Origin of the sequence: Kitasatospora sp. NBC_01250 (genome assembly GCF_036226465.1) — a bacterium.
Classification (GTDB): Bacteria; Actinomycetota; Actinomycetes; order Streptomycetales; family Streptomycetaceae; genus Kitasatospora.
In genome coordinates, this window is record NZ_CP108476.1 from 8,532,300 (window position 1) to 8,555,659 (window position 23,360).

A 23,360-nucleotide genomic window follows, 5' to 3' on the forward strand; every position below is an offset into this window, starting at 1 on the left:
CAGGCTGGCACAGGGTCGCGCCGCGGCTCGGGCCGAAGGAGGGACGGTACCGCCATCCGGGGGACGTCCGAGGTCCTGGCCAGCACCGCGGGGGGAGAGTCCGTCAGGCCAGCCGGTCCGGAAGCGGGGCGAGGGTGAAGTTGTCCCAGATGAAAGCGTCCATCTGGTGCTGATCGCCGCTCAGGTTGACGACGCGGTCGACCTTGCCGTCGGCACGGAAGTGCCAGACCAGGGCCCACGTGGTGTCCACCTTGCCAACACCCTCGGTCGTCCAACCACGGTGAATGTCGACCACGTATTCGTCATTCGTGCCGAAGAAGATCGGCTCGGCCTTGAAGCCCGCCTTGCCGAGCTGGTCGAAGAAGCTGCGCACCTCTGCGATTCCTCGCTTCGTGCCCGAGAGCGGATGGCGGCCCGGGATCGTCCACTCGATGTCCTCGGCCAGCACGGCGCTCATGCTCTCGGCGTCACCGGCAGCGTAGGCGGTGAAGAACCGCTCAATCGCGTCGACCTTCGGATCCTTCGCACTCATGGAGTCCACCCCGCAAGATAGTTGATCACGTCGTATCGAGGCAGGATGCCACGCTTCAGCGGGCGGGACCATCGGGTTTCCGGATCATGACTTCCCGGTCGGAGCACGGGCCAGGTCCGCCGGTGGGCCTCAGGCCGGTGCGTGCTGCTCCGGCGGCCGTTCCCTCGGCGGGTCCTCGGGCGGGACGAGCAGGACCGGGCCGGTGCAGTGCCGCACGCAGTAGCCGCTCACCGAGCCCTTCAGCAGCCGGTGCACCGGTCCGTGCGGGCAACTGCCCAGCACCAGCAGCACGTCCTCGCCGCGGGCCGCGCTGACCAGCAGCGGTCCGGGCGGTCCGAGCGCGGCGGTGGGTGTGCAGTACACGTCCTCCGGCAGGCCGCCGAGCGCGCGCTCGCAGGAGGCCATCAGCTTCCCGTAGGCCTTGTCGTGCAGTTGCCTGGCCATCGGGCCCTCCGGCGGCCAGCGCAGGTCGATGTAGTCGCCCTGGGCGGAGGAGTAGAGGATGACCGGCTGCAGCTCGGCCCGGTGGCGACGGGCCTCCTCGGCGGCCTGCCGCAGCGCGGGCAGGCAGCTCTCCGATCCGTCGACTCCCACGACGACGCGGGTGATGGTGCTGCTCATGGCTCTCCTGCCTTCCGTTCGGTCGGACGTCTTCGCGCGCCGGGTCCGGGCCCGGACCTACCGCAGCTTCATCGGCACCGGCAGCTCGCGGACGGAGGTACGTGTCGCGATCCGGCCGGCGCGCGGCTCCGAGGTGGCCGGCCCGGCGGCCGGCTCGGGGTGCTGCCCGGGGGAGACCACCAGCACCGGGCAGCCGGCGTGCTTGAGGCAGTGCCGGCGCACCGAGCGGTGGCGCAGGTGGTAGCCGCGGCCGTGTCCGCCGACGCCCACCACGAGCATGTCGGTGCGCTTGCGCGAGCAGGCGACCAGGGCCGGCCCGGGCTGGGCCCGCAGCACCCGGGGGCAGAGCTCCAGGCTCTCCGGGATCTGGGCCAGGACGCTGTCGCAGGCCTCGGCCAGACGCTCCTCGGCCTGCCGCTCCGAGCGCCGGCACACATCCTGGAAGGCCGGGAAGGGGGTCGGCTGCGAGGAGGGGAGCACCTCGCCGCCCGGCACCTCCCAGGCGAGGACGGGGCAGAGCACGGCACGGTGGCGGATCGCCTCGTAGGCGGCCTGCTTCAATGCGGCCAGGCTGCCCTCGGAGCCGTCCACCCCGACCACCACGCGCTTGACCAGTACCGACATCGTGCTCTCCCAACCTTGAGGTCTGTCATCGACGGTCTGACATCGACGGGCCCCGGGACTTCTCGTCGTCCGCAGGGTCACTCACCACCGTAGGAGCCGCGCCGGTCGGGGTCTGTCCGTCGATCGGCCGATCCACCAGGGGAGTCGTGGCCGCCCGCGTTATAGAACGGTTGCGTTTTTTATGTCGGAGGGCCTAGTTTAAGTACGGAACGGTTCTGTTCTATTTGGAGGCAGGCATGCAGGACGAGGACGTCAAGCCGCCGGTACGCCGTGCGCGGGTCACGCCCGCGCGGGAGGCGGACCTGCTGTCCGCCGCCCTGGAGGTGCTGCGCGAGGTCGGCTACGAGGCGATGACCATGGATGCCGTCGCCCTGCGCGGACGGTGCAGCAAGGCCACGCTCTACAAGGTCTGGCAGGGAAAGCCGCAGCTGGTCGCCGCGGCCCTGCAGGAGACCCGGCCGGTCGACCTGGAGATCATCGACACCGGCACGCTCAAGGGCGACCTGCTGGCGCTCGTGCGGCAGCTGGCCGACAGTGCGCAGGAGAACACCGCGTTGATGACCGCGCTGTCACACGCCGCGCTGGCCGATCGCGGCCTGGCCGAGGCCCTGCGCGAGCGGCTGGTCGGGCCGGAGATCGGACGGCTGCACGCGCTCGTCGAGCGGGCCGTGCACCGGGGTGAACTGCCTGCGCTGCCGGGGGCGTTGGCCTTCCTGCCGCAGATGCTCTTCGCCGTGCTGCTGTCCCGTCCGCTGTTCGAGGACGCCTTCGCCGACGCCGACTACCTGACCAGCTATGTGGAGACCGCGCTGCTGCCCGCGCTCCTGCACTCCTGACACCACGTTTCACCCACCCTGGAGCTTTCGACCGTGACCCGCACAACCGCACCCGCCCCCGCCGAGACCGCCGGCCCGCCCGGGCCGGCGCCCAGCAGTGGCGGGGCGCGGCGCCGCTGGTGGACGCTGGCCGTGATCAGCACCGCCCAGCTGATGGTGATCCTGGACGCCACCATCGTGAACATAGCCCTGCCCGCCGCCCAGCGTGACCTGGGTTTCTCCGACGGCAACCGGCAGTGGGTGGTCACCGGCTACGCACTGGCCTTCGGCAGCCTGCTGCTGCTCGGCGGGCGGATCGCCGACCTGTTCGGCCGCCGGGCCACCTTCCTGGTCGGCCTGCTCGGATTCGCCGGGGCCTCCGCGCTCGGCGGCGCGGCCGGCAGTTTCGAACTCCTGGTCGGCGCACGCGCGTTGCAGGGCCTCTTCGGCGCCCTGCTGGCCCCGGCGGCCCTCTCGCTGCTGACCGTGACCTTCACCGACGGCAAGGAACGCGCCAAGGCCTTCGGCGTGTTCGGCGCCATCGCCGGCGCGGGCGGGGCGATCGGCCTGCTGCTCGGCGGCGTCCTCACCGAGCACCTGAGCTGGCGCTGGACCCTGTACGTGAACCTGGGCTTCGCCGCCGTCGCCTTCGTCGGGGGTCTGCTCCTGCTGCAGCGCACACCGCGCGACCGCAGCGCCAGGCTCGACGTCCCCGGCATGGTCCTGGTCTCGGTCGGACTCTTCGACCTGGTCTACGGCTTCTCCAACGCCGAGTCGCACAGCTGGAATTCGCCCTCGACCTGGGGCTTCCTGGTGGGCGGAGCACTGCTGCTGGCCGCGTTCGCCTGGTGGCAGACCAGGGCCGCCCACCCGCTGCTGCCGCTGCGCGTCCTGCTGGACCGCACGCGCGGCGCCTCGTTCCTCGCCGTGCTCATCGTCGGCGCCGGGATGTTCGGGGTCTTCCTCTTCCTGACCTACTACCTGCAACTCACCCTGGGCTACTCGCCGATTCGCACCGGGCTGGCCTTCCTGCCCATGGTCGGCGCCCTGATGGTCACCGCGACCCTGTCCACCGGCGTGCTCGTCCCGCGGTTCGGGCCCAAGCCCGTGGTCCCGCTGGGCATGGGCATCACCGCGGCAGGTCTGGTGTGGCTGACCGGCCTGGGCCTGCACAGCGACTATCCGGCCCACCTGCTGCCGCCGCTGATCGCGGTGGGCCTCGGGATCGGCCTGGTGATCGCGCCCGCCATGAACCTGGCCGTCTCCGGGGTGGCCGCCGCCGACGCCGGGGTGGCCTCGGCCACCGTCAACACCATGCAGCAGATCGGCGGTTCGATCGGCACCGCGCTGCTCAACACACTGGCCGCCAGCGCCGCCCACCACTACCTGGCCGGCCGGGACCCGCGGGACCGGGCCGTGCTGGCCCGGGCCGGCCTGGAGAGCTACGCCACCGCGTACTGGTGGTCGGCGGGGTTCTTCGCGGTCGGCCTGGTGGCGAGCGCGCTGCTGTACCGCCGCGGGCGGGTGGTGGAGGACGCGAACGCGGCTCCGGTGGTGCACTTCTGACCGGCCCGGCAGTCCTCCACCGCCTGGTCCACCGGTCGGCGGACCAGGCGCAGGACGCGGCCCTCCTAGTGCCGCGTCAGGCAGCCTTTGCCCGTCAAGGAGCGGCGTCCGGTGCGTGCTGTCGGCGTGCCGGCCGGAAGTCCTCGTACTGGACGTACTTGGGCTTTCGGCCGGTGCGGCGAGAGGGCGTGCCGGGCGTCGCGACGGGGCGAAGGTTGCCTGATGCGGCACTAGCGTTGACCGTGCCCGTAGGTGGGCGCCAGGGCTTGTCCTGCCCGCGCCCGGCGGACACCGGAGCGAAGAGGGAAGGTGACAGTCATGTCGAGCACGGTGCGACAGGTCGTCGTCGGAGTCGACGGATCGGCCGGCAGCCTGGCCGCCCTGCGCCTCGGGGCGGAGGAGGCCGAGCGGCACGGCGTGCCGCTGCGGCCGGTGCTCGCGCTGGTGCCGCCCGGCGGCGAGGCCGCCGAGGCGCGCTGGCCCTCGCCGCCGGAGTACCGGCGGATCTGGCTGGAGGCGGCCGGCAACACGCTGGCCGAGGCCTGCGCCCGGGCCCTCGGCGAGCGCACCGACGGCCTGGAGGTCGAGCCGGAGGTGGTCCGGGGCAGCCCGGGCCCGGTCCTGGTCGACTGCGCCTGCGACAGCACCGACCTGCTGGTGCTCGGGGACGGCGGCCACGGCGTGCGGTCGCTCCTGCACCCGCACTCGGTCGGCCGTTACTGCCGCAAGCACGCGCACGGCCCGGTCCTGCTGGTCCACCCCGCCGAGGTCGACGCCGATGTCCAGTGAGAGCGAACGCACCATGGACCGGCCCGAGGAGCGCCGGATCGTGGTCGGCGTGGACGGTTCGCCGACCTCGCGCCGCGCCCTGCGCTGGGCGCTCGACCAGGCCCGGTTGACCGGGGCCGTCCTGGAGGCGGTGACCTGCTGGATCTACCCGACGATGTACGGGGTGGTCACGCTGCGACCGGAGTCACGCTGCGACCGGGAGGCGGGGCGGACACTGGCCCGGGCCGTCGCGGAGGTGGCCGGGGTCCGGCCGCCGGTCGCGGTCCGGCAGAGCGTGCTGCTGGGCCACGCCGCCGAGGAACTGCTGGCCCGGGCGCACGGCGCCGACCTGCTGGTCCTGTGCGGCAGTCGGGGCCGGCAGGCGTTCGCCGGTGCCTCGGCGGGGCCGGTGGACCGGTACTGCCTGAACCACGCCCGCTGCCCCGTGGTGGTGGTCCCCGGACCGGGATGCTGAGGGTCGGCTCGGCGGTGTCGGCTCGGCGATGACTGCGCGGCCGCAGAGGATTCCGAGGATGAGGCCGCGCAGTTCGGCCTTCGTGCTCGGCATGGGCAGTGCCTCGTGGCAGGAGCACCTGCCGCTGATCGAGCAGATCGCCGCGCGGTTCGAACTCGGCTGACAGCGCACGGACTGATCCCCTCCCGCCGCCCAGGGCATGACGGGGCCGGGCCGCCTGCTACAGGCGGCCCGGCCCCGGGGCCTGTCCGGCGACGGTGCCGGATCAACCCCGGCCACCGCCGGAGCGCCGTTCACCCGCGCCGCGCACCATCCGGTTCGCGATCAGGGCGAGCACCCCGGTCAGGGCGCCGACGATCACGTTGCTCCAGATCATGCCGGCCGAGGCGTGGTGGCCCGCCGTGGCGATCCACGGGGAGACGATCAGCCAGAGGCCGGCCAGGGCCGTGGCCCAGGTCAGGCCGCGCATCCGGGCCGGTGCCACGCTCAGTCCGACCCCGAGGGCCGCGACCGCGAGGCCGACGATCAGGTTGCAGGCGGTCAGCTCGGGGCTGGTGGCGTTGAAGTGCACCACCCATGCCGAGATCGCCAGGTAGAGGCCGGTCAGGAAGACCAGTCCGTCGACGGCTACTCCCTGCGGCCCGTCCAGCATGCGCGCGTACCGGGCCCGCATCTCCGACACGTCGGGGTGGGTGGAGAGGTCACTCGTGTGGTGTGAGACGTCGGCCATGCGACTCGCCTCCTTCGGTTCTGTACATCGGAGTTGATGGCCAGCGGACGGTCCTGGACCGTCCCGCGGCGGCGGACCCGGGTTGCAGCATGTCCACCGCCACGACCGACCCTAGGACGCCGCACCCGGGGCCCGGATCGGCCGATCGGGCGATCGACCGGGGGAGGGGCACCCCGGGCAGCTCGCCGCCCCTTGGGGTGGCGTGAACGGGTGCGGTGCTGGGGAGATGCCGTGGCATGGTGACGATGTCGCAGGACGTGCGCGCGAGGCTCGGGGCGCCGAACATCTGGTACGTGGCCACGGTCAGTGCCGACGGATCCCCGCAGGTGAGTCCGATGTGGGTGGGCCTGGAGGGGGATCTGCTGCTGTTCAACACGGCGGTGGGCCGGATCAAGGAACGCAACCTGCGCCGGGACCCCCGGGTGTGCCTGTCGCACGCGGACCCGGCGGATCCCTACGACCGGGTGCAGATCCACGGCCGCGCGGTCCGCTTCGTGCAGGGCCCGCAGGCGGACCGGAACCTGGACGAGCTGGCCCAGGCCTATCTGGGCGCTGCGCGCTACGAGTGGACGGTCCCCGGCGAGCAGCGCGTCGCCGTGCTGGTGGAGCCGTTGAAGGTCCGCCGGGTGGTCGGCGTGGAGCCCTTCCCGCCCGGGGCGCCGGGGAGCGTCAGCGGGTGAGGCGCACCGTCAGCAGGGCGGCGTCGTCGCGGTGGTCGACGGCGTCGGCGGCGGTGAGCAGCGCGTCCGCCAGGTGTTCGGGGTCGCGGCCGTCGGTGTTGGCGATGGCCGCGCGCACCAGGTCGAGGCCGTCGTCCAGGCTGAGGCCGGGGCCCTCCAGCAGGCCGTCCGTCAGCAGCGTGAGGGTCTCCACCTCGGCCAGGGACCAGCGTTGGTCGGGGTACGCGGCGTCCGGTGCGACGCCCAGCGGCGGTCCGGGTGGTGGGGCCAGCAGGCAGGTTCCGCCGCCGGTCAGGCCGAGCACCCCGGGGACGTGTCCGGCGGTGGCGGCCGTCAGCTCGCCGCGCGCCAGGTCCAGCACGGCGTAGGTGCAGGTGGTCAGCAGCGGGCTGTCCAGCGAGTGGAGCAGGGCGTTGGTGGCGGCGAGCACCTGGCCGGGGGCGGCGCCGTTCTGCGCGAAGGCGCGCAGCGCGGTGCGCACCTGGCCCATGGTGGCGGCCGACTCCACGTCGTGGCCCTCGACGTCCCCGATGCTCAGGGCGCAGCGGCCGTCGGGCAGCGCGACGACGTCGTACCAGTCGCCGCCGACGGTGACCCCGGCGCGGGCGGGCAGGTACCGGGCCGCCAGGCGCAGCCCGGGGACCTCCGGCAGGCGTCCGGGCAGCAGGACGTGCTGGACGGCGGCGGCCAGCTCGATCCGGGCCTGGAGCAGGGCGGAGCGTTCCAGGGCCTGTCCGGTGAGCCTGGCCAGGGCGAGCAGCAGGGTCCGCTCCTCGACCGGGAAGGCATGGCGGCGCGCGTAGCCGAGGATCAGCGCGCCGGGTGCACGGTCGCCCCGGGAGAGCGGGAGCATCGCCCAGGAGCGGGCGGCGGTGAGGGAGAGCAACTGGTGCGGATCGCCGCCGCTGAGCGCCCGGAACTCCTGGTGGGAGCGGACGTAGTAGGCCCGGTTCTCCTGGATGACGCGCGCGGCCGGGACCGCCGCGGTCACCGGCAGGCCCTCCATCACCCGCCCGGCCGCCACCCCGGCGCCCGCGCTCGCCAGCGTCCGCAGCCTGCCGTGCTCGGGGACCAGGACCACCGCGCCGATCGCGTCCACACCCTGGAAGAAGCGGTCGGTGATGGCGCGGGCGACCTCGTCGACCGTGGTGGCGGCCAGCAGCGCGCCGGCCAGTTCCTGGACCGCGGTGGCGCGTTCGGCCTCGGTCTCGGCGCGCTCCTCGAGTTCGCCGCGCGACTTCACGATCGCGGTGATGTCCCGGGTGACCCCGACCAGCGAGCGGCGCGGCGGATCGCCGATCCAGTGGACCTGCGCCTTGCTCTGCATCCAGCGCTCGCGCCCGGAGCTGTCGCGCATGCGGTAGCGGTGGGTGAAGCCGCGGCCCTCCGCGCAGGCCCGGGTGAAGTCGTCGAGGACGGGCTGCCGGTACTCGGGCGCCAGTGCCGCCAGGATCCGCTGTCCGGTCGGGCTCGGGCCGAGCCGCATGCCGAACAGCTCGTCGGATCCGGCGAACCAGCGCTCCTCCCCGGTCTCCAGATCGACGCTCCAGGCGGCCAGCCCGGCGATGTCCAGCGCGAGCCGCAGCTGCCACTGCTGCTCGCCCGCCGGATCGGTCCGGGTGTCGGCGAACGCGCCGTGCGGCTGGTCCATGGTGGTGTCGCCTCCCTCGTATCGGTGTCGGCTGTGCCGATCGTGGCGCCGTCACACCGGCGGTGGTGTCCGCCGATCGGCCGACCCGCCGGTGGGAGGGCGTTCGGCCGAAGCGGGAGCCTGCGGCTGTGGCACGGCGGTGGCCAGCCGCTCGGCTGCCGTGCGTGCGGTCTGCCGGGCCCAGCGGCCGGTCACCAGCGCGCCCAGCCCGCAGACGACGACTCCGCAGCCGGTGACGACCCACCAGGCGGCCCGGGACGCGGCCAGGAAACCGGCCGTGCTCGCGGCCTGCGGCGAGCCGTGCAGCCCGGCGGAGAGCACCGCGCCGATCACCGCCACGCCCAGCGCGACCCCGACCCGGCAGCTGACCATGGTGATCGCCGAGGCCACTCCGGCCTGCGTCCGCGGCATGCCGTCCACCGCCAGGCCGGTCGCCGGGACGTCGACCAGGCCGATCCCGGCCCCGAACAGCCCGAAGGCCACCAGCAGCAGCACCACGGACGACTCGACGTGGCAGGCCGCGAACAGCAGCCCGCTGACCGCGATGGCCGCGCCTGCCAGCACCATCGGCAGCCGCGGTCCGCGCCGGGCCACCAGCCGCCCCGCGATCGGGGCGAAGACCACGGTCATCACCGGCATCGGCAGCATCCACAGGCCGGCGGGCAGCGCGGAGAGCCCGCGCACGTCCTGCAGGTAGAGCGTGGTGATGAAGAGGAAGCCGCCCAGCGCCGCGAAACCGGCCAGCGAGACGATCACCGAACCGCTGAACGGCGCGCTGCGGAAGAACCGCAGTTCGATCAGCGGATCGCGCCGCCGGCGCTCCCAGCAGATCAGCCCGGCCAGCGCGAGGGCTGCCACCGCCAGGCAGCAGGAGATCGGCGCTGAGCCCCAACCACGGTGCGGGGCCTCGATGACGGCGTAGGTCAGCGTGCCGAGCAGGGCGATCACCAGGGCCTGCCCGGGCAGATCGGCCCGGCGGGTGGCCGCCGAGCGGGACTCCGGCAGGAAGCGGCGGGTGAGCAGCAGCAGGGCGAGCACGATCGGCACGTTGATCCAGAACACCGAGCGCCAGCCGCCGCCCGCCACCAGCACCCCGCCCGCCAGCGGGCCCAGCGCCAGGCCCAGGCCGAAGGCGCAGCTCCACGCGCCGATCGCCCGGCTGCGCTCGGCCCGGTCGGTGAAGGTGTGGGTGATGACCGACAGTGAGACCGGGGCCAGCATCGCGCCGCCCAGCGCCTGCACCACGCGGAACCCGATCAGGCTCCCGGTGCCCGGCGCCAGGCCGCACAGCGCCGACCCCAGCCCGAAGAGCAGCAGCCCGGCCCGGAAGGTGCGGCGCCGCCCGACCCGGTCGCCGGTGGAGCTGGCGAGCAGCATCAGCGAGGCGACGACCAGGTTGTAGCTGTCGACCACCCACTGCAGACCGCACACCGAGGCGTGCAGGTGCCGCTCCAGGGCGGGCAGCGCGATGTTCAGCGCCGTGCTGTCCAGGCCGACCATCAGCACGGCCAGGGAGCTGATCAGGAGGATCAGCCGGCCGCGGGTGGTGGCGAGTGTGGCGCCGGGCTGCTCCCGGCGCGGCTCGGGCGTGAGGCGGGAGGGGCCACCGTAGAGCTTCGGGGAGGTCGTCATCCGTGCTGCGCTCCTTCGTTTCGGCTGTCCCCGTACCGCTCCTCCGTCGACCGTAGGCAGCCGCCGGGGCCTTCCCGGTCCCACCGGCGGTGGCCGGAGCGGGGGGAGCGGCGGTCCACCGATCGGGGGAGGGCCGGTGCGCGCCGGAGCGGGCGTCGGCCGGGATCGGGGCGCGGTCAGCCTCCGGTGACGCGCTGCTCGGGCTGGGGTGCGCGGGCCGGCTGCAGCGGCTCGTCCTCCGCCCGCTGGTGGCGGCGCAGGGTGCGCTGGCCGGCCAGCACCGTCAGCAGCGCGCAGAGGGCGCAGCCGACCGGGACCACGAAGGCGTGGGCGGCCCCCAGGTGGACCACGGCCCAGCCGCCGACCACCGAGCCGGCGGCCAGGCCGATGCTCAGGCCGGAGAGCAGCAGGGTGAGCCCCTCGTTGCGCCGGGCGGCCGGCACCAGCCGCTGCACCAGCAGGTTCGCCGTGATCATGGTGGGCGAGATGCACGCTCCGGTCAGCAGCAGCACGGCCGCCAGGGTGAGCAGGCTGTGCACGAAGACCAGCGGCACCGTGCTCAGGGTGAGCACCGCGAAGCCCGTCAGCAGCCGCACCGGCAGCGCGGACCGGGGGTGCAGGGCGCCCACCACCAGTCCGGCCAGGCAGCTGGTGATGCCGTAGCAGGCCAGCGCGTAGGAGGCCGCGGCCGGGTGCCCGCGTTCGGTGGCGAAGGCCACCGTGATCACCTCGGTCGCGCTGAAGATGCTCCCGAAGGCGATGAAGGACAGCACCAGCACCTGCAGGCCGTGGTTGCGGGCCACCGAACCCGTCCGCCCCGCCGCCGTGGGCCGGGCCACCGGCTCGGGCTCGGTGCGGCGCTGGGCGGTGACGGCCCAGACGCCGACCAGGGCGAAGAGCATCGCGCAGAGCAGGCCCGCTTCGGGGAAGACGAGCGTGGCGAGGGTCAGGGCGCAGATCGGGCCGGCGATGAAGGTGAGTTCGTCGGAGACCGACTCGACGGAGAAGGCGGTGTGCAGTCTCGGGTCGCCGCGGTACAGCGCGGTCCAGCGGGACCGGATCATCCCGGCGACATCCGGCATCGTGCCGGCCACGGCCACGCAGGGGAAGGCCGTCCAGGCCGGTGCGCCCGACCAGTTGCACCCGGCCAGGACGGCGAGGGCGGTCAGGGCGAGGGCGAGGGCGGGCCGGGCGGCCCGGCGCTGTCCGTGCCGGTCGGCCTGTCGGGAGACCAGCGGCGCCAGCACGGCGCAGGCGAGGGAGTAGGTGGCGCACTCGGCGCTGGCCAAGGCGTAGTCGCCGGTGCGCTGGGTGACCATGGCGAGGATCGCGATGCCGGTCATCGCGCGCGGTGCCCGGGCGATCAGGCCGGCGGCGACCAGCGGCTTGGCGCCGGGACGGGTGAACAGGTCGCGGTAGGGGCGGAACACGGCAGCACTCCGGACGCGGGCTGGGGGGCGGTGGGGCTGGGTGGATCACGCGCACACCGGGCCGGCGGAACCCCAGCGGGGTGCCGGACGCGAAGGCGGCCGAATCGGGCGCAAGGCCGGACGGCGCACGTCGGGTGCCCGCAACGGGCAGCGCACCGGCGGCACTTCGGTCAAGCCTGGCAGCGCGGCGCCGCGCGCGGATCGCCGGAACGGCCCGGTGGGCGGCTGATCCTCGCATCCACCGATCGGGGGAGGGCCCGCCAGGACGCTCGGCCCTGGTCCCGGGCAGCCGTCCAGCGGGTGTCCAGGCGGCGCCGGGCTGCACTACACTTGCGTCATCAGTTGATGTCATCATCTGCTGACATCATTTGATGACAGAGGAGGAGCGTCATGGAAACCCGTCTCACCCACGCCACGCCGCGCCAGCGGGCGCTGGTGCCCGTGCTGGTGTTCCTGGGCATGGTGGTCGCCGTGATCAGCAGCCTGGGCGCACCGCTGGTCCCGCGCATCGCCCAGGCGGACCACGTCTCACTGGCCGATGCCCAGTGGTCGCTGACCATCGTCATGCTGGTCGGAGCGGTCGCCACACCCACCGTCGGACGGCTGGGCGACGGGCCCCGGCGCCGTGCGGCGATGCTGGGATCGGCCGCGGTCGTGCTGGTCGGCAGCCTGCTGGCGGCCCTCCCGCTCGGCTTCGCCTTCCTCCTGGTGGGGCGTGCGCTGCAGGGCGCCGGACTGGCCCTGGTCCCGCTGGCCATCGCCACCGCACGGGACAGCCTGCCCGCGGAGCGCTCACGCCCCGCCGTGGCGATGCTCTCGATCACCACGGTCGCCGGGGTCGGCCTCGGCTACCCGCTGACCGGCCTGATCACCCAACTCTTCGGCATCCACGGCGGGTTCTGGTTCGGCGCCCTCATCAGCGCCGTCGCGCTGGTCGCCGCCGCGATCGTCCTGCCGCCTTCCGGGCACCTGCCCCCGCGGCGGCTGGACGGCCTGGGCGCGCTGCTCCTGGGCGCGGCCCTGGGCGCGCTGCTGCTGGCCCTCAGCGAGGGGCAGTCCTGGGGCTGGGGATCGGCCCGCCTGCTCGGGCTGCTGGCGGTCGCGGTGGCTCTGCTGGCCCTGTGGAGCACGCACGAGCTGCGCTGCGCCCACCCGCTGGTCGACCTGCGCACACTGCGCAACCGCACGGTCCTGACCGCCAACGTGACCGGCCTGATCGCAGGAGCCGGTATGTACCTGCTGATGTCGCTGGTCACCCGCTTCGCGCAGACACCGACCGGCGCAGGCTACGGCTTCGGCGCCTCGGTGACCATCACGGGCCTGATCCTGCTGCCCTTCTCGATCACCAGCGTCGCGGCCAGCAAGCTGGCACCGGTCCTGGCCCGGCACACCTCCACGCGGTTCGTGCTGCCCGTCGGCTGTGTGGTCTCCCTCGCGTCGCTGGCGGCCTTCGGCTTCGCGCGCACCGGCCTGTGGGAGCTGTTCCTCGCGATGGGCATCGCCGGACTCGGCGTCGGCTGCACCTTCGCCGTGATGCCCGGACTGATCGTCAACTCGGTTCCCGCGCACGAGACCGGCAGTGCCATCAGCTTCAACCAGGTGCTGCGCTACGTCGGTTACGCGATCGGCAGCGCGCTGAGCGCCGTGGTGCTCCAGGCCCACACCGCCGCCGGGCACGCGCTGCCCTCCGACGCCGGCTACACCCTTGCCGCCCTGCTGGGCTGTGCGGTGTTCGTGGTGGCCATCGTGGTGACCGTCGTGCTGCCCCGCCGCGGCGGCACCGGCGAGGCCACTGCGGCAGGGCCCGCGCCGTCCACCCCCCGACCCACCGGTGCCGAGCTGAAGCACCGGTGAGCCGCGCCGCGCCCGGTGCAGCGGTTGACGCTGCACCGGGCGCGAGCCGCATCCTGCTACTGCTTGGTGGAATTCTCGGCGGGCGGTGTCGCGACCGGAGCGTCGCCCGGCTGCGGGGTGGTGTCGTGCGGGCCGGGCGCTCCGGTGTGGCCGGAGGGCTCGTCCTGGTGCAGGTTGGGGCCGTGGGTCAGCCCGCCGTTCGAGGCGGTGCAGGAGGCCTTCTCGGCGGCGGTCATCGGGCGGCTCTTGACGACGACGGCGTTGCTGACGCCGTCGGTGCCGTTCGGGGCAGGGCTGGTGATCGTGTCCTTCCAGAACCAGTAGTAGTGGCCCCAGTGCGGGTCGTCGTAGTGGGTCTGCCACTTGCCCGAGACCTGCTGCATGACCTGCGCGCGCGAGATCCAGCCCACCTCGCCCGGCTGGACGGTCGTGCCCAGCGAGCCGCTGTCGGTGTGGGACGTGGTCCAGGTGTGCCCGTACTTGGCCGTCACGCTCGCCTCGACGATGCCCGCGATCTTGCCGCCGACGGTGACGGACACGTCCAGGGAGTCGGAGGAGCCGACGCTGTCGGACCAGCCCAGCCCCTGCGTGGCGGGCGAGGTGCTGCAGTTGTAGAGGGTGTCGGAGACCTGGCGGTAGTTGCCGAGGTAGGCGCTGTCGACGACCGGGTCGTTGAAGGTGCACTTTCCGGTGCCGCTGGCGCAGTCGGCCATCAGCTTGTCGATGGTGGGCCCGCTGTCGGCGGCGGCGGGCAGCGTGGCGAGGGACATGGCCGCGGTGGCGGCCACGCCCAGGGCGACCATCCGCGCGCCGAACCTGATCGGCTTGTTCGTCATCGGATACCTCCGTGGATACCCCAGGCTTCAGCAGGGGTGGGGGTTGCGCCGGGTGCCGCTCCTCGTTCTGAGCGGCGGATGCGCGGTGCTGTTCACTCTGGAACCGGCGGCGGGCCGGCCATATCCACCGATCGGTGGACCGGCCGGTGGAACGCGGGCCGCCGATCGGTGGAGACGTCCGGCGGAGCGGACCCCGCTGCCGACCAGGGAGGCTGGTTGACTCCCATCGGGCTATCAGGGTCGGCGCGCGGGGCGCCGACTTTATGGTCATGCGATCTCACACACGGGCCTGTCGAGCCGTCGGCCTGCAGCTGGCGCTGCTGGCCGCTGCCGTCCTGTCGTTGTCAGCGGGCGCCCGGGCAGCCGTTCCCGCCCCGTCCACCGTCGCCTCCGCTGTCCCGGGTGAGGTGCGGGTGGCCGCCCTGCACCAGGACCCGCGGCAGGTGGCGGACTTCTGGACCCCCGAGCGGATGCGCAGCGCACGGCACCTCAGCGCCGAGCCCCGTTCGCCGCGGCTCCGGTCGGCGGGTGCGGCCGAGCGGGCAGTGCGGCGGGGCGAGCCGACGGTGGTGCAGCCCGCCGTCCCGGCCGCTGCGCCGGTGACCGGCCCGGCCGCCACGTCGAGCGGGCGGCGGGACTTCCCGGACGGCGGCAGCCCGTGGCACGGGCACGGGCTGGTGAACCAGACCGTGGGCACCGTCTTCCTCACCTCACCCGCCGTCATCGGTGCGGTGGCGTGCGACGGCGTCGCGGTGCAGAGCCACAACAGGAGCGTCGTGCTCACCAAGGGCTCCTGCACCGACCTGATCGACTCCCCGATCACCAGCTGGGTCTTCGCACCCGGCTACCACGACGGCTGCGCGCCCTTCGGCCTGTGGATGGCGACCCAGCTCTTCGCGCTGCCCGAGTGGCACCGGGACGCGGACGAGAACTACGACGTCGGCGCGGCCACCGTGATCAGCATCCCGCCGGGCCGCCTGCTGGTGGACACGGTCGGCGGCCAGGGCGTGGCGTTCAACCAGGTGATCCACCCGCACCCGAACGTCTACCTCTTCGGCTACTGGTCGCAGAAGCCCGAGGAGCTCTACTACTGCAGCGGCCGCTCGGTCGACGACCCGAACACGCCGCCCGCCCCGCACCTGCCGCAGGCGCTGTACTGCCCGGGAGCAGTCGGCAAGGTCTGGGGCAGCCCGTGGTTCCTCGGTTTCGACGAGGAGACCGGGGTCGGGATCGTCAACTCGATCGGCATCGGCAACTTCGACAAGCTCGACTACCAGCTCGCCCCCTACTTCGGCGACCGCATCCAGGACCTCTACAACCAGGCCCAGGACGCCCCGGTCGCCGGGGAGTGACAGCGCCCTTCGACGCACGGACGGGATGAACGCGTGGACACCTCCTCCGCCCCGCAGTCCGTGGCGCGGCACACGGCTCCCGATCCGCACCGGTGGATCGTCCTGACGATCCTGTCGGGGAGCCTGCTGCTGATCGCGATGGACACCACGATCCTCAACGTCGCGTTCCCCTCGCTGGTGGCCGACCTCCAGCCGGGGTCGGTCGAGCAGCTGTGGATCATCGACGTCTACGCGCTGGTCCTCTCCGGCCTGCTGGTGACCGCCGGGGCGCTCGGCGACCGCTGGGGGCGCAAGCGCCTGCTGCTGCTCGGCTTCGCCGTCTTCGCGCTCGCCTCGCTGCTGGCGGTCTTCGCCACCGCCGCCTGGCACGTCATCGCCGCCCGCGCCCTGCTGGGGGTGGGCGGCGCGGCGATCATGCCCTCCACCCTGTCGATCCTGCGGGAGGTGTTCACCGACGCGCGCGAGCGCGCCTTCGCCTACGCGGTGTGGTCCGCGGTCTTCGGCGGCGGCATGGCGCTCGGTCCGGTGATCGGCGGCCTGCTCGTCCAGGACTACGGCTGGCACGCCGCGTTCCTCCTCAACATCCCCACCGCCCTGCTCGTGATCGCCTTCGGCGCGTGGCTCCTGCCCGAGTCCCGTGCCCCGCACGCCGGAGCCTGGGACTGGTGGGGCGTCGCCCAGTCGATCGTCGGGATGCTCGCCCTGGCCGGCGGCATCAAACAGCTCGGCAAGAGCGGACCGGCCGACTGGGTGCCCTGGCTCCTGTTGGCAGTCGCCGCCGTCACGCTGACCGTCTTCGTGCGCCGTCAGCTGAGGCTGGCCCACCCGCTGCTGGAGGTCCGGCTCTTCGCCGACCGCTCGTTCAGCATCGCCACCACCGCGATCTTCCTGGGCATGGTCGCCATCGGCGCCGTCCTCTTCCTGGTCACCCAGTGGTTCCAGTACACGCAGGGTTACGACCCGCTGGAGGCCGGGGTACGGCTGCTGCCCGCCCCGCTCGCGCTGATCGCCGCCTCGGTGGCCGCTCCGACCCTGATGCACCGCTTCCCGATCCGTCAGGTGCTCGGCGGCGGCCTGGGCGTGATGACCGTGGGCCTGGTCCTGCCGTGGATCTTCCGCCGCTTCACCGAGGTCGACTACCCGCTGATGGCCGTCGCCCTGGCGGTCCTCGGGCTCGGCGTGGGCGTGGCCACCACCGTCGCCTCCGTCACCCTGATGGCCGCGACCCCGGTCGCCCAGGTCGGCAGCGCCGCCGCCATCGAGGAGACCTGCTACGAACTGGGCGCCGCCATGGGGGTCGCCATCCTCGGCAGCCTCGCCACCGCCCTCTACCGCCACAACCTGCCGCTGCTGCACCTGGACGCCGCCACCGAGCAGGCGGTGCACGACTCGGTGGGCGAAGCCGTCCACGCCGCGGACGCGCTGACCGGCACCGCACGCGAGGACCTGCTGGCCGTGATCGCCACGGCCTACACCCACGCCCTGGTCACCACCTGCCTGACCGCCGCCGCCCTGACCCTGATCGCCGCGGTCCTGGCCCGCACCCTGATCCCACCCGACCTGCGCCCCACCGAGAACAGCCACTGACCGGGCCGCCGGGACGAGGACTCCGGGGGAGCAGGACCAGTCCGGCTGAGGCGGAGATCGCGCGCGCTCCTCGGCGGGCGGTTCAGCGCCCCAGCCTGGCCGAGCGGGCGACCGCGGTGAGCCAGGCCTCGGTGTCGGCGATCAGCAGCAGGTCCAGGGCCGGTGTGCCGGCGGCCTGCTGGACGGCGCAGCGCAGGACGGGGGAGGTCTGGGCCGGGTAGGCGTGCGTCGCCACCGGCTCGCTCTGCTCCGCCTCCCCGCGCAGGACCGCGGCGGCGCGCAGGCACGCGGCCGCCGTCCGGTCGGCCAGGGCGGTCAGGTGCGTGACGGCCTCGGGCGGCAGCGGGCCGCAGCGGCCGTTCGCGCCGAGGAGCACCAGCTCGCCGCCCGTGAGGGACTGGTAGCCGGGCATCATCGCGCTCTCCCAGTGCGGCTCGGGGGCAGCGGAGCGGGGGCGTTCGGTGCGGTACTGGACGTAGACGGCCTGGGCCAGCGCCATGGCCTGGTGGCCCGCCCGCAGCGGGTCCCCGTCCGCGCCGCCGCCGGCGCAGAGCCGGGCGGTCACCGCCCGCGCCGTGCGGGCTCCCTGGACCGTGAAGTCCGAGATGGTGTCCCGGAGTTGACCCCGAGCGCCGCGCGGCCAGGCGAGCAGGCCGGCCAGCGCCCCGATGCCGCCGCCGCCCAGCACCGCGAGGAACCGGATCGCCGGCAGGTGGACGTCGGGCGGCAGGATCTGGGTGAAGAGCAGCACGATGAGCAGCGTCATCGCGCCCTGGATCCAGGCCGGGCCGAGCACCGTGCCCACGGTGAAGCCCACCAGCAGGACGACGGGTGTCGCCGCCGCGTAGAAGGCGGTGTTCTGGCCCACGGCGAGCAGCAGCAGGGTGGCCAGCACGGCCCCGGCGGCCGTCCCGATCAGCGCGGGCACCAGCGCGGCCCGGGTGTCGGCGGCCGAGGTGCGCATCAGGCTGAGCGTTGCCAGCAGCACCCAGAAGCCGTGCGGCACGTCCAGCAGGCCGACGATCAGCCGCGCGCCGCCCAGGGCCAGCGCGGTGCGCAGCGCGTTCTGCAGCAGGACCGAGTGCGGGGTCAGGTGCAGGCGCAGCCGCCGCCACCACAAGGTGTACCAGGGGAGTACGGCGTAGCCGAACGGGCCGTCGGGGCGGTGCCGGCGGACGCCGGGAGCGGTACCGAGCGCGATCCGGGCCGCCTCGTCGGCCACCAGCGCGCTCTCGGCCGCCACCCGGGTGACCGCGTCCTGGCGCAGGCGCACGGGTGTGGCCCCGGTGAGCGAGCCCACCCGTTCGGCGTGGAAGGCCTTGAGGGCGGTGTGCAGGTCCTCGTCCGCCGGCTCCGGGACGCCCGCGCGCAGCCCCTGCGCCGCCCGCCGCAGACCGGCCGCGGTACGGCCCAGCAGGTGCGCGGCCGCGGGGTTCAGCTCCAGGGCGTCCTCGGCCAGGTCGTCCAGCTGGTAGCGGATGTGCCGGGCGGCGGCCCGGGTCTGCAGCAGGCCGTGGTCCCGTACCGAGACCGAGGTGGGGCGCTCGGCCTGGGGCACCGTGGACATCCCGGTCGCCGTGAAGGTCCGGTCCACCGCCTGCGCCCGCACCTGGTGTCCGGCCGGGGACGCGTCGCCGGACAGCAGCTCCACGGTCGCCTCGCAGTAGTCGGCCAGCGCGGCGACCGCCTCGGCGAGCAGCACCCGGTACGGGGCCGACCGCGGGCCGGCCCACAGCAGCCGGTCGGTGAGGACGGTCAGCAGGATGCCGATGGTCAGGCCCGCCAGGCGCTGCCCGAGCGTGTGCGGCTCGTAGGGCGGGAAGCAGGGCAGCACGTAGTAGAGCTGCAGCGCGGGGGCCAGACCCGCCGGGCGGGGGCCGCCGACCCCCAGGAAGCAGACCACGAAGCTCACCACGAACAGGCCAAGGGCCGCGGCCCAGGTGCTGGCGGCGAGCAGGGTCCCGGCGGTGACCAGGACCAGCCCGGCCGGCAGGGCCGCGAGCTGGGGGCCGGTGCGGTCCCTGGCGGAGCCCGGCAGGTGGGAGAAGAGGGCCAGCGGCAGCGCACCGAACATCGCGTACAGGCCCATGACCGGCCGGTCGAAGCCGTAGGTCAGGACGTAGAAGCCGGTGCACCCGGCCACCGTCACCCAGACCGCGCTGCGCAGTGCCGAGGGGCCCTCCGGCTGGCGCAGCAGCCACCCGAGCGGCCCGGTCACGGGCGTCCGGTCCCCTCCGGGAGGCCGCGGCCCGGCCGCTTCGATCTCGGCGAGGGGCGCTTCGGCCGGCTGCTGTGGACGGCTGCGGGTCGGGTCACACAGTGATCGTCAGCGGGCCCGGCGGGCGGCGCAACCCGGCGCCGGGCACCCCGACCGGGGCCGAGCGGTCCGAGCGGTCGTGAGGGTGGTGCTCGGCGGTCACCGGCTGCAGTGCCAGCTGTGCACGCCGTACGGGAAGACGAAGTGGCAGTCGCCACGGTGGTGGTGGCCGGGCTGCTGCGGTGCGGGCTTCGGCGCGGGCGCGGGAGTGACGGGCAGCAGGGTGCCGCCCTGGCTGTTGGTGCAGACGAGGACCACGTGGTAGTCGCTGGGGCCGAAGCCGACGCGCAGGGTGCCGCGGATGTGCTGCGGATCGCGGTCGGTGATCTTCACGTTTCCGGCGTTGGAGGTGAGCGACTTCAGCGTGGCGCCGGGGCCTTTGGCGCAGGAGCCGAGCACGGTGACGGTCTGTCCGGGGTGGGCGGTGCGCGGCTGGACGGCGACGGTGGCCACGCCGCTGGGCGCGGCTTTGGCCGTGCTCGCCGAGGCCACGGCGGGGGTCAGGGCCAGAGCGCCGCCCAGGGCGACCGCGGAGCAGGCCGCAAGGGTGGTGGTACGCATGGGAATCGACATCCCTTCTCGCTGGCGGCAGCACGGACCGGCTGGACCGGTGCGTGCGGGGGAGGGGGCACCCGGGCCGCTGCGAGTGCCGCGTCAGGCAACCTTCGCCCCGTCGCGCAAAGGCTGCCTGACGCGGCACTAGGGCAGCTCCGGGGCCGCTGCCACCCAGCCTCGCGCCGCCGCCGACGGCCGGGGATCGGCCGGTCGGGGGATAGGTGGGGTGATGGAGAACGGCCCCGGGTGACCAGCCGACCGCAGGACCCGGGCGCCGATGGGAGCCCGGTCTACTGGAGATCGACGTGCCATCCGCCGATCCGAGGAAGTCCGATGTCCCACCCGATGACCAGCAGCAGCCGCCCCCGGCGCACCGGCCCGTTCCGGTGCGCCGTCAGGGGGCTGCACCGGCGCGGGCACGGGTGTGATCCGCTGCCCGCCGCCCTGGTGGGGCTGACCGCGGTGACCGGGATGCTGGACGCCATCAGCTACCTGGGCCTGGGACGGGTGTTCATCGCCATGATGACGGGCAACGTCATCTTCCTCGGCCTCGCGCTCGGCAAGACCGTCGGACCCTCCGGCCCGGGCCCCGCGCTGGCCATCGTCAGCTTCGCCCTGGGCATCGTGCTGGCCGCCCGGACCGCGCGGCTCGCCACCCGACGCGCGCGCCAGCACTGGTTCTTCCACGCCATGGCCGTCGAGGTCGCCCTGGTGGCCGCCGCCACCGCCATGGCCGCGTTCGCCCCGCTCACCGCGGCCGGCACCCGCTACGTGGTGATCGCGCTGCTCGCGCTCGCGATGGGTGCGCGCTGTTCGACCGTGCGCCGGCTGGACGTGCCCGACTTCCCGATCACCGTCGGCCTCACCGGCGCGCTGATCGCCCTGGTCCATGACTCCCCGCTGGCGGGCAGCGGACGGGCCCGGGCGGCGCGCCGACTGGGCGTCGTGCTGGCGATGGGCGTCGGCGCCACCGCGGGCGGATTCCTGATGACGAGCGTGGGGCTGACCTGGTCCCTGCTGGCCGTCGTGGGAGTCCTGGCCGCCATCACCCTCGCCGTGCGCGTCCATCCGGGCGGTCCGGCCACCACCGGCCCGAACCGGCCGGCCCCGGTGTCGCCGGGGTCCGCACTACGGGCCTGAAGGAGCAAGCCATGACCGACCGTTCCCCGCGCACCGCCGCGGCCGCGCCCGACCGGCGCCGCCGCCGGCTGGTGCTGGCCGCCTGCTCGATGAGCATGCTGATCGTCGTCCTGGACTTCACCGCGATGAACGTGGCCCTGCCGACCGTGCAGCGCGATCTGCACACCTCGGTCGCGGGACTGCAGTGGACCCTCACCGCCTACGGGCTGGTGCTGGCCTCGTTGCAGCTGCTCGCCGGGTCCACCGGAGACCGGATCGGGCGCCGGCGCACCTTCCAGGCCGGACTGTCGCTCTTCGGGCTCGGCTCGGCGCTCTGCGCGCTGGCGCCCTCGCTGGAGTGGCTCGTGGTGTTCCGGGTGCTCCAGGCGATCGGCGGCGCGGTGCTCGCTCCGGTCTCGCTGTCGATCATCAGCAACACCTTCACCGGGGAGCGCGAACGGGCCCGCGCCATCGGGCTGTGGAGCGGCGTCGCCGGTATCGGGCTGGTGGCCGGGCCGCTGCTGGGCGGGGTGCTGGTGGGGAGCACCGGATGGCGGTCGATCTTCTGGCTCAGCCTGCTGGTCGCGCTGGGCGCCCTCGTCCTCACCACCCGCTACGTGCCCGAGTCGAAGGCGGCACGGCCGCGCCGGATCGACCCCGTCGGCCAGCTGCTGGTCCTCACCCTGCTCGCACCGCTCTGCTACGCCATCATCGAGGCGCCGCAGCGGGGTTGGGGCGACCCGATGATCCTGGCGGCGCTCGCCCTGGCGGCTGCCTCGGTGACCGTGCTGCCGCTCTGGGAACGCCGCTCGGCCGAGCCGCTGATCGACCTGCGGTTCTTCCACAGCGTGCGGTTCTCGCTGGCCGTGGTCATCGCCCTGGGTGCTGCCGCCGCCTGCTCGGCGTTCCTCTTCCTCGCCACCCTCTACCTCCAGGACGCCCGTGGGTTCAGCGCCCTGCGGACCGGGCTGTGGATGCTGCCGATGGCCGTCGCGACCGCCGGGTGCGCTCTGCTGGCGGGGCGGCTGACCGGCAACCACGGGCCGCGGCTGCCCCTGCTGATCTCCGGGGCGGCGGTCACGGGCAGCGGCCTGGTCTTCACCCTCCTGCACGCCGAATCCTCCGCCGGGCCGCTCGTTCTGGCCGGATACCTGCTCATCGGTGTCGGCTACGGGATGTTCGCCGCCCCCGTCACCCACATGGTCGTCTCCGGGATGCCCCGCGCTCAGGCCGGAGTCGCCGGGGGCATCGCGATGACCAGCCGACTGGTCGGCCAGACCCTGGGGATCGCGGTCACCGGTGCCCTGCTGTCGGCAGGACTGCACCACCGGACGCACGTCGGCCTGGCCGTGTTCGCCGAGGCCAGCTGCTCGGCCTGGTGGGTCGTCACCGGCTGCGGCGTCGCCGTCCTTGTGCTCGGTGTGCTCGCCACCACCCGCTGGGCCGCGCGGAGTTCGCGCCGCACCGACGCTCTCCCGCAGCCGGAGGCCGGGCCCGCGGACGGGCAGACGGACGGCCCCGCGGGCGGCCCCGCGGCGGATGACGAGGCCGGACACCGGGCCCGGGGTCGGCTCTGAGCGCCGCTCACTCCGTCGAGCGGGGCCCGTCCGGTGGGGCCGGTGCCGGATGGACGGCTGCGAGCAGCTCGCCGACCAGCCCGCACAGCTTCTCCGGCTCGGCCGTGGCGAGCGTGCCGAGGGCGCCGGTGTGGCGGGCCAGCAGGATCCCGGCGAGGGCGGCCACCGCCAGCTCGGCCCGCAGCTCCGGGTCGGGCACGCCCTCCTCGGCGAAGCGGTGGCGGGTCGGGTCGACCAGGCGCTCGTAGAGCTGGGCGTGGGCGGCGTCCTGGAGCGCGGGGTCGGTGTGCGCGACCAGCGCGGCCCGGACCACGGGGCCGGGGCCGCGCCGGGTCGACCTGCCGAGCAGGGCGCGCAGCCGGTCCTCGTCGAGCAGTCCCGCGGGCGCGCCCTCGCCCGACTCGGCTTCCAACGCGGCCAGGTAGAGCTGCGTCTTGCCGCCGAAGTAGCGGGCGATCAGCGCCGCGTCGACGCCCGCCCGTTCGCCGATCTCCCGCGTGGTGGTGTGGTCGAATCCCCGCTCGGCGAAGAGCTCCAGGGCGGCCCGGAGCAGGAGTTCGCGGCTGTGGCCCGCGCCGCGCGAACGCCCGCCCGGTGCACCGGGAGCCGACGCGGGCTGGTCATGGTCGCTCATCCGGG

The 23,360-nt window shown here is 74.0% G+C and carries 21 protein-coding genes; 10 read left to right on the top strand and 11 right to left on the bottom strand.

Features of this window, described 5'->3' with window-relative positions; all coding sequences use genetic code 11:
* Positions 1-103: 103 nt before the first annotated feature.
* The 3 genes from OG500_RS35985 to OG500_RS35995 form a co-directional block, all read right to left on the bottom strand.
* Positions 104-532, bottom strand: a complete 429-nt coding sequence (locus tag OG500_RS35985; RefSeq protein WP_327071051.1) for a nuclear transport factor 2 family protein — start codon at positions 530-532, stop codon at positions 104-106.
* A 129-nt stretch (positions 533-661) separates the two neighbouring features.
* The gene (locus tag OG500_RS35990) at positions 662-1,153 is read right to left on the bottom strand and encodes a universal stress protein (protein ID WP_327071052.1); all 492 of its coding nucleotides are present in this window, start codon (positions 1,151-1,153) and stop codon (positions 662-664) included.
* 57 nt (positions 1,154-1,210) lie between these two features.
* Positions 1,211-1,777 carry a universal stress protein gene (locus OG500_RS35995; RefSeq protein ID WP_327071053.1) on the bottom strand — a complete coding sequence of 189 codons (567 nt, stop codon included), beginning with the start codon at positions 1,775-1,777 and terminating at the stop codon, positions 1,211-1,213.
* Between the two features lie 236 nt (positions 1,778-2,013).
* Here OG500_RS35995 and OG500_RS36000 point away from each other — a divergent pair, with 236 nt between their 5' ends.
* From OG500_RS36000 to OG500_RS36015, 4 genes are all read left to right on the top strand, one after another.
* Positions 2,014-2,613, top strand: coding sequence for a TetR/AcrR family transcriptional regulator (locus OG500_RS36000; protein WP_327071054.1), 600 nt, complete (start codon positions 2,014-2,016; stop codon positions 2,611-2,613).
* Positions 2,614-2,646: 33 nt separating this feature from the next.
* Entirely contained in the window at positions 2,647-4,158 is a 1,512-nt protein-coding gene (locus OG500_RS36005) for an MFS transporter (RefSeq protein ID WP_329586611.1), read from the top strand.
* Between the two features lie 318 nt (positions 4,159-4,476).
* Positions 4,477-4,947, top strand: coding sequence for a universal stress protein (locus OG500_RS36010; protein WP_327071056.1), 471 nt, complete (start codon positions 4,477-4,479; stop codon positions 4,945-4,947).
* Complete coding sequence (locus tag OG500_RS36015; RefSeq protein ID WP_329586614.1) at positions 4,937-5,401, top strand: universal stress protein; 465 nt, start codon at positions 4,937-4,939, stop codon at positions 5,399-5,401. The genes OG500_RS36010 and OG500_RS36015 overlap by 11 nt, the downstream gene beginning before the upstream one ends.
* 265 nt (positions 5,402-5,666) lie before the next feature.
* On the opposite strand, the gene OG500_RS36020 is transcribed toward OG500_RS36015, so the two are convergent.
* Positions 5,667-6,131, bottom strand: coding sequence for an SPW repeat protein (locus OG500_RS36020; protein WP_327071058.1), 465 nt, complete (start codon positions 6,129-6,131; stop codon positions 5,667-5,669).
* Positions 6,132-6,367: 236 nt separating this feature from the next.
* Here OG500_RS36020 and OG500_RS36025 point away from each other — a divergent pair, with 236 nt between their 5' ends.
* Entirely contained in the window at positions 6,368-6,811 is a 444-nt protein-coding gene (locus OG500_RS36025) for a PPOX class F420-dependent oxidoreductase (protein ID WP_442907110.1), read from the top strand.
* On the opposite strand, the gene OG500_RS36030 is transcribed toward OG500_RS36025, so the two are convergent.
* The 3 genes from OG500_RS36030 to OG500_RS36040 form a co-directional block, all read right to left on the bottom strand.
* Complete coding sequence (locus OG500_RS36030) at positions 6,801-8,462, bottom strand: SpoIIE family protein phosphatase (protein ID WP_329586617.1); 1,662 nt, start codon at positions 8,460-8,462, stop codon at positions 6,801-6,803. The genes OG500_RS36025 and OG500_RS36030 overlap by 11 nt on opposite strands.
* Before the next feature lie 51 nt (positions 8,463-8,513).
* Positions 8,514-9,962, bottom strand: coding sequence for an MFS transporter (locus tag OG500_RS36035; RefSeq protein WP_442907163.1), 1,449 nt, complete (start codon positions 9,960-9,962; stop codon positions 8,514-8,516).
* A gap of 308 nt (positions 9,963-10,270) precedes the next feature.
* Positions 10,271-11,524 carry an MFS transporter gene (locus OG500_RS36040; protein ID WP_329586623.1) on the bottom strand — a complete coding sequence of 418 codons (1,254 nt, stop codon included), beginning with the start codon at positions 11,522-11,524 and terminating at the stop codon, positions 10,271-10,273.
* Between the two features lie 390 nt (positions 11,525-11,914).
* Here OG500_RS36040 and OG500_RS36045 point away from each other — a divergent pair, with 390 nt between their 5' ends.
* On the top strand, positions 11,915-13,378 hold the full coding sequence (locus OG500_RS36045; RefSeq protein ID WP_329586626.1) for an MFS transporter: 1,464 nt from the start codon (positions 11,915-11,917) through the stop codon (positions 13,376-13,378).
* 56 nt (positions 13,379-13,434) lie between these two features.
* Here the strand turns inward: OG500_RS36045 and OG500_RS36050 are convergent, their stop codons facing one another.
* The gene (locus OG500_RS36050) at positions 13,435-14,214 is read right to left on the bottom strand and encodes a hypothetical protein (protein ID WP_327071063.1); all 780 of its coding nucleotides are present in this window, start codon (positions 14,212-14,214) and stop codon (positions 13,435-13,437) included.
* A gap of 269 nt (positions 14,215-14,483) precedes the next feature.
* Between OG500_RS36050 and OG500_RS36055 the strand changes: the two genes are divergently transcribed.
* Together OG500_RS36055 and OG500_RS36060 are read left to right on the top strand one after the other, a co-directional pair.
* The gene (locus tag OG500_RS36055; protein WP_329586632.1) at positions 14,484-15,566 is read left to right on the top strand and encodes a trypsin-like serine peptidase; all 1,083 of its coding nucleotides are present in this window, start codon (positions 14,484-14,486) and stop codon (positions 15,564-15,566) included.
* 33 nt (positions 15,567-15,599) lie between these two features.
* On the top strand, positions 15,600-17,153 hold the full coding sequence (locus OG500_RS36060; protein WP_329586634.1) for an MFS transporter: 1,554 nt from the start codon (positions 15,600-15,602) through the stop codon (positions 17,151-17,153).
* Between the two features lie 82 nt (positions 17,154-17,235).
* Here OG500_RS36060 and OG500_RS36065 read toward each other — a convergent pair whose 3' ends face one another.
* Together OG500_RS36065 and OG500_RS36070 are read right to left on the bottom strand one after the other, a co-directional pair.
* On the bottom strand, positions 17,236-19,371 hold the full coding sequence (locus tag OG500_RS36065; RefSeq protein ID WP_329586637.1) for an FUSC family protein: 2,136 nt from the start codon (positions 19,369-19,371) through the stop codon (positions 17,236-17,238).
* Positions 19,372-19,569: 198 nt separating this feature from the next.
* Positions 19,570-20,031, bottom strand: coding sequence for a hypothetical protein (locus OG500_RS36070; protein WP_329586640.1), 462 nt, complete (start codon positions 20,029-20,031; stop codon positions 19,570-19,572).
* A 327-nt stretch (positions 20,032-20,358) separates the two neighbouring features.
* Here OG500_RS36070 and OG500_RS36075 point away from each other — a divergent pair, with 327 nt between their 5' ends.
* Positions 20,359-21,165 carry a YoaK family protein gene (locus tag OG500_RS36075; protein ID WP_329586643.1) on the top strand — a complete coding sequence of 269 codons (807 nt, stop codon included), beginning with the start codon at positions 20,359-20,361 and terminating at the stop codon, positions 21,163-21,165.
* Between the two features lie 11 nt (positions 21,166-21,176).
* The gene (locus OG500_RS36080) at positions 21,177-22,721 is read left to right on the top strand and encodes an MFS transporter (RefSeq protein WP_327071069.1); all 1,545 of its coding nucleotides are present in this window, start codon (positions 21,177-21,179) and stop codon (positions 22,719-22,721) included.
* Positions 22,722-22,728: 7 nt separating this feature from the next.
* Here OG500_RS36080 and OG500_RS36085 read toward each other — a convergent pair whose 3' ends face one another.
* Positions 22,729-23,355: a TetR/AcrR family transcriptional regulator gene (locus tag OG500_RS36085; protein WP_327071070.1), complete on the bottom strand. Its 627-nt coding sequence runs from the start codon at positions 23,353-23,355 to the stop codon at positions 22,729-22,731.
* Positions 23,356-23,360 lie beyond the last annotated feature (5 nt).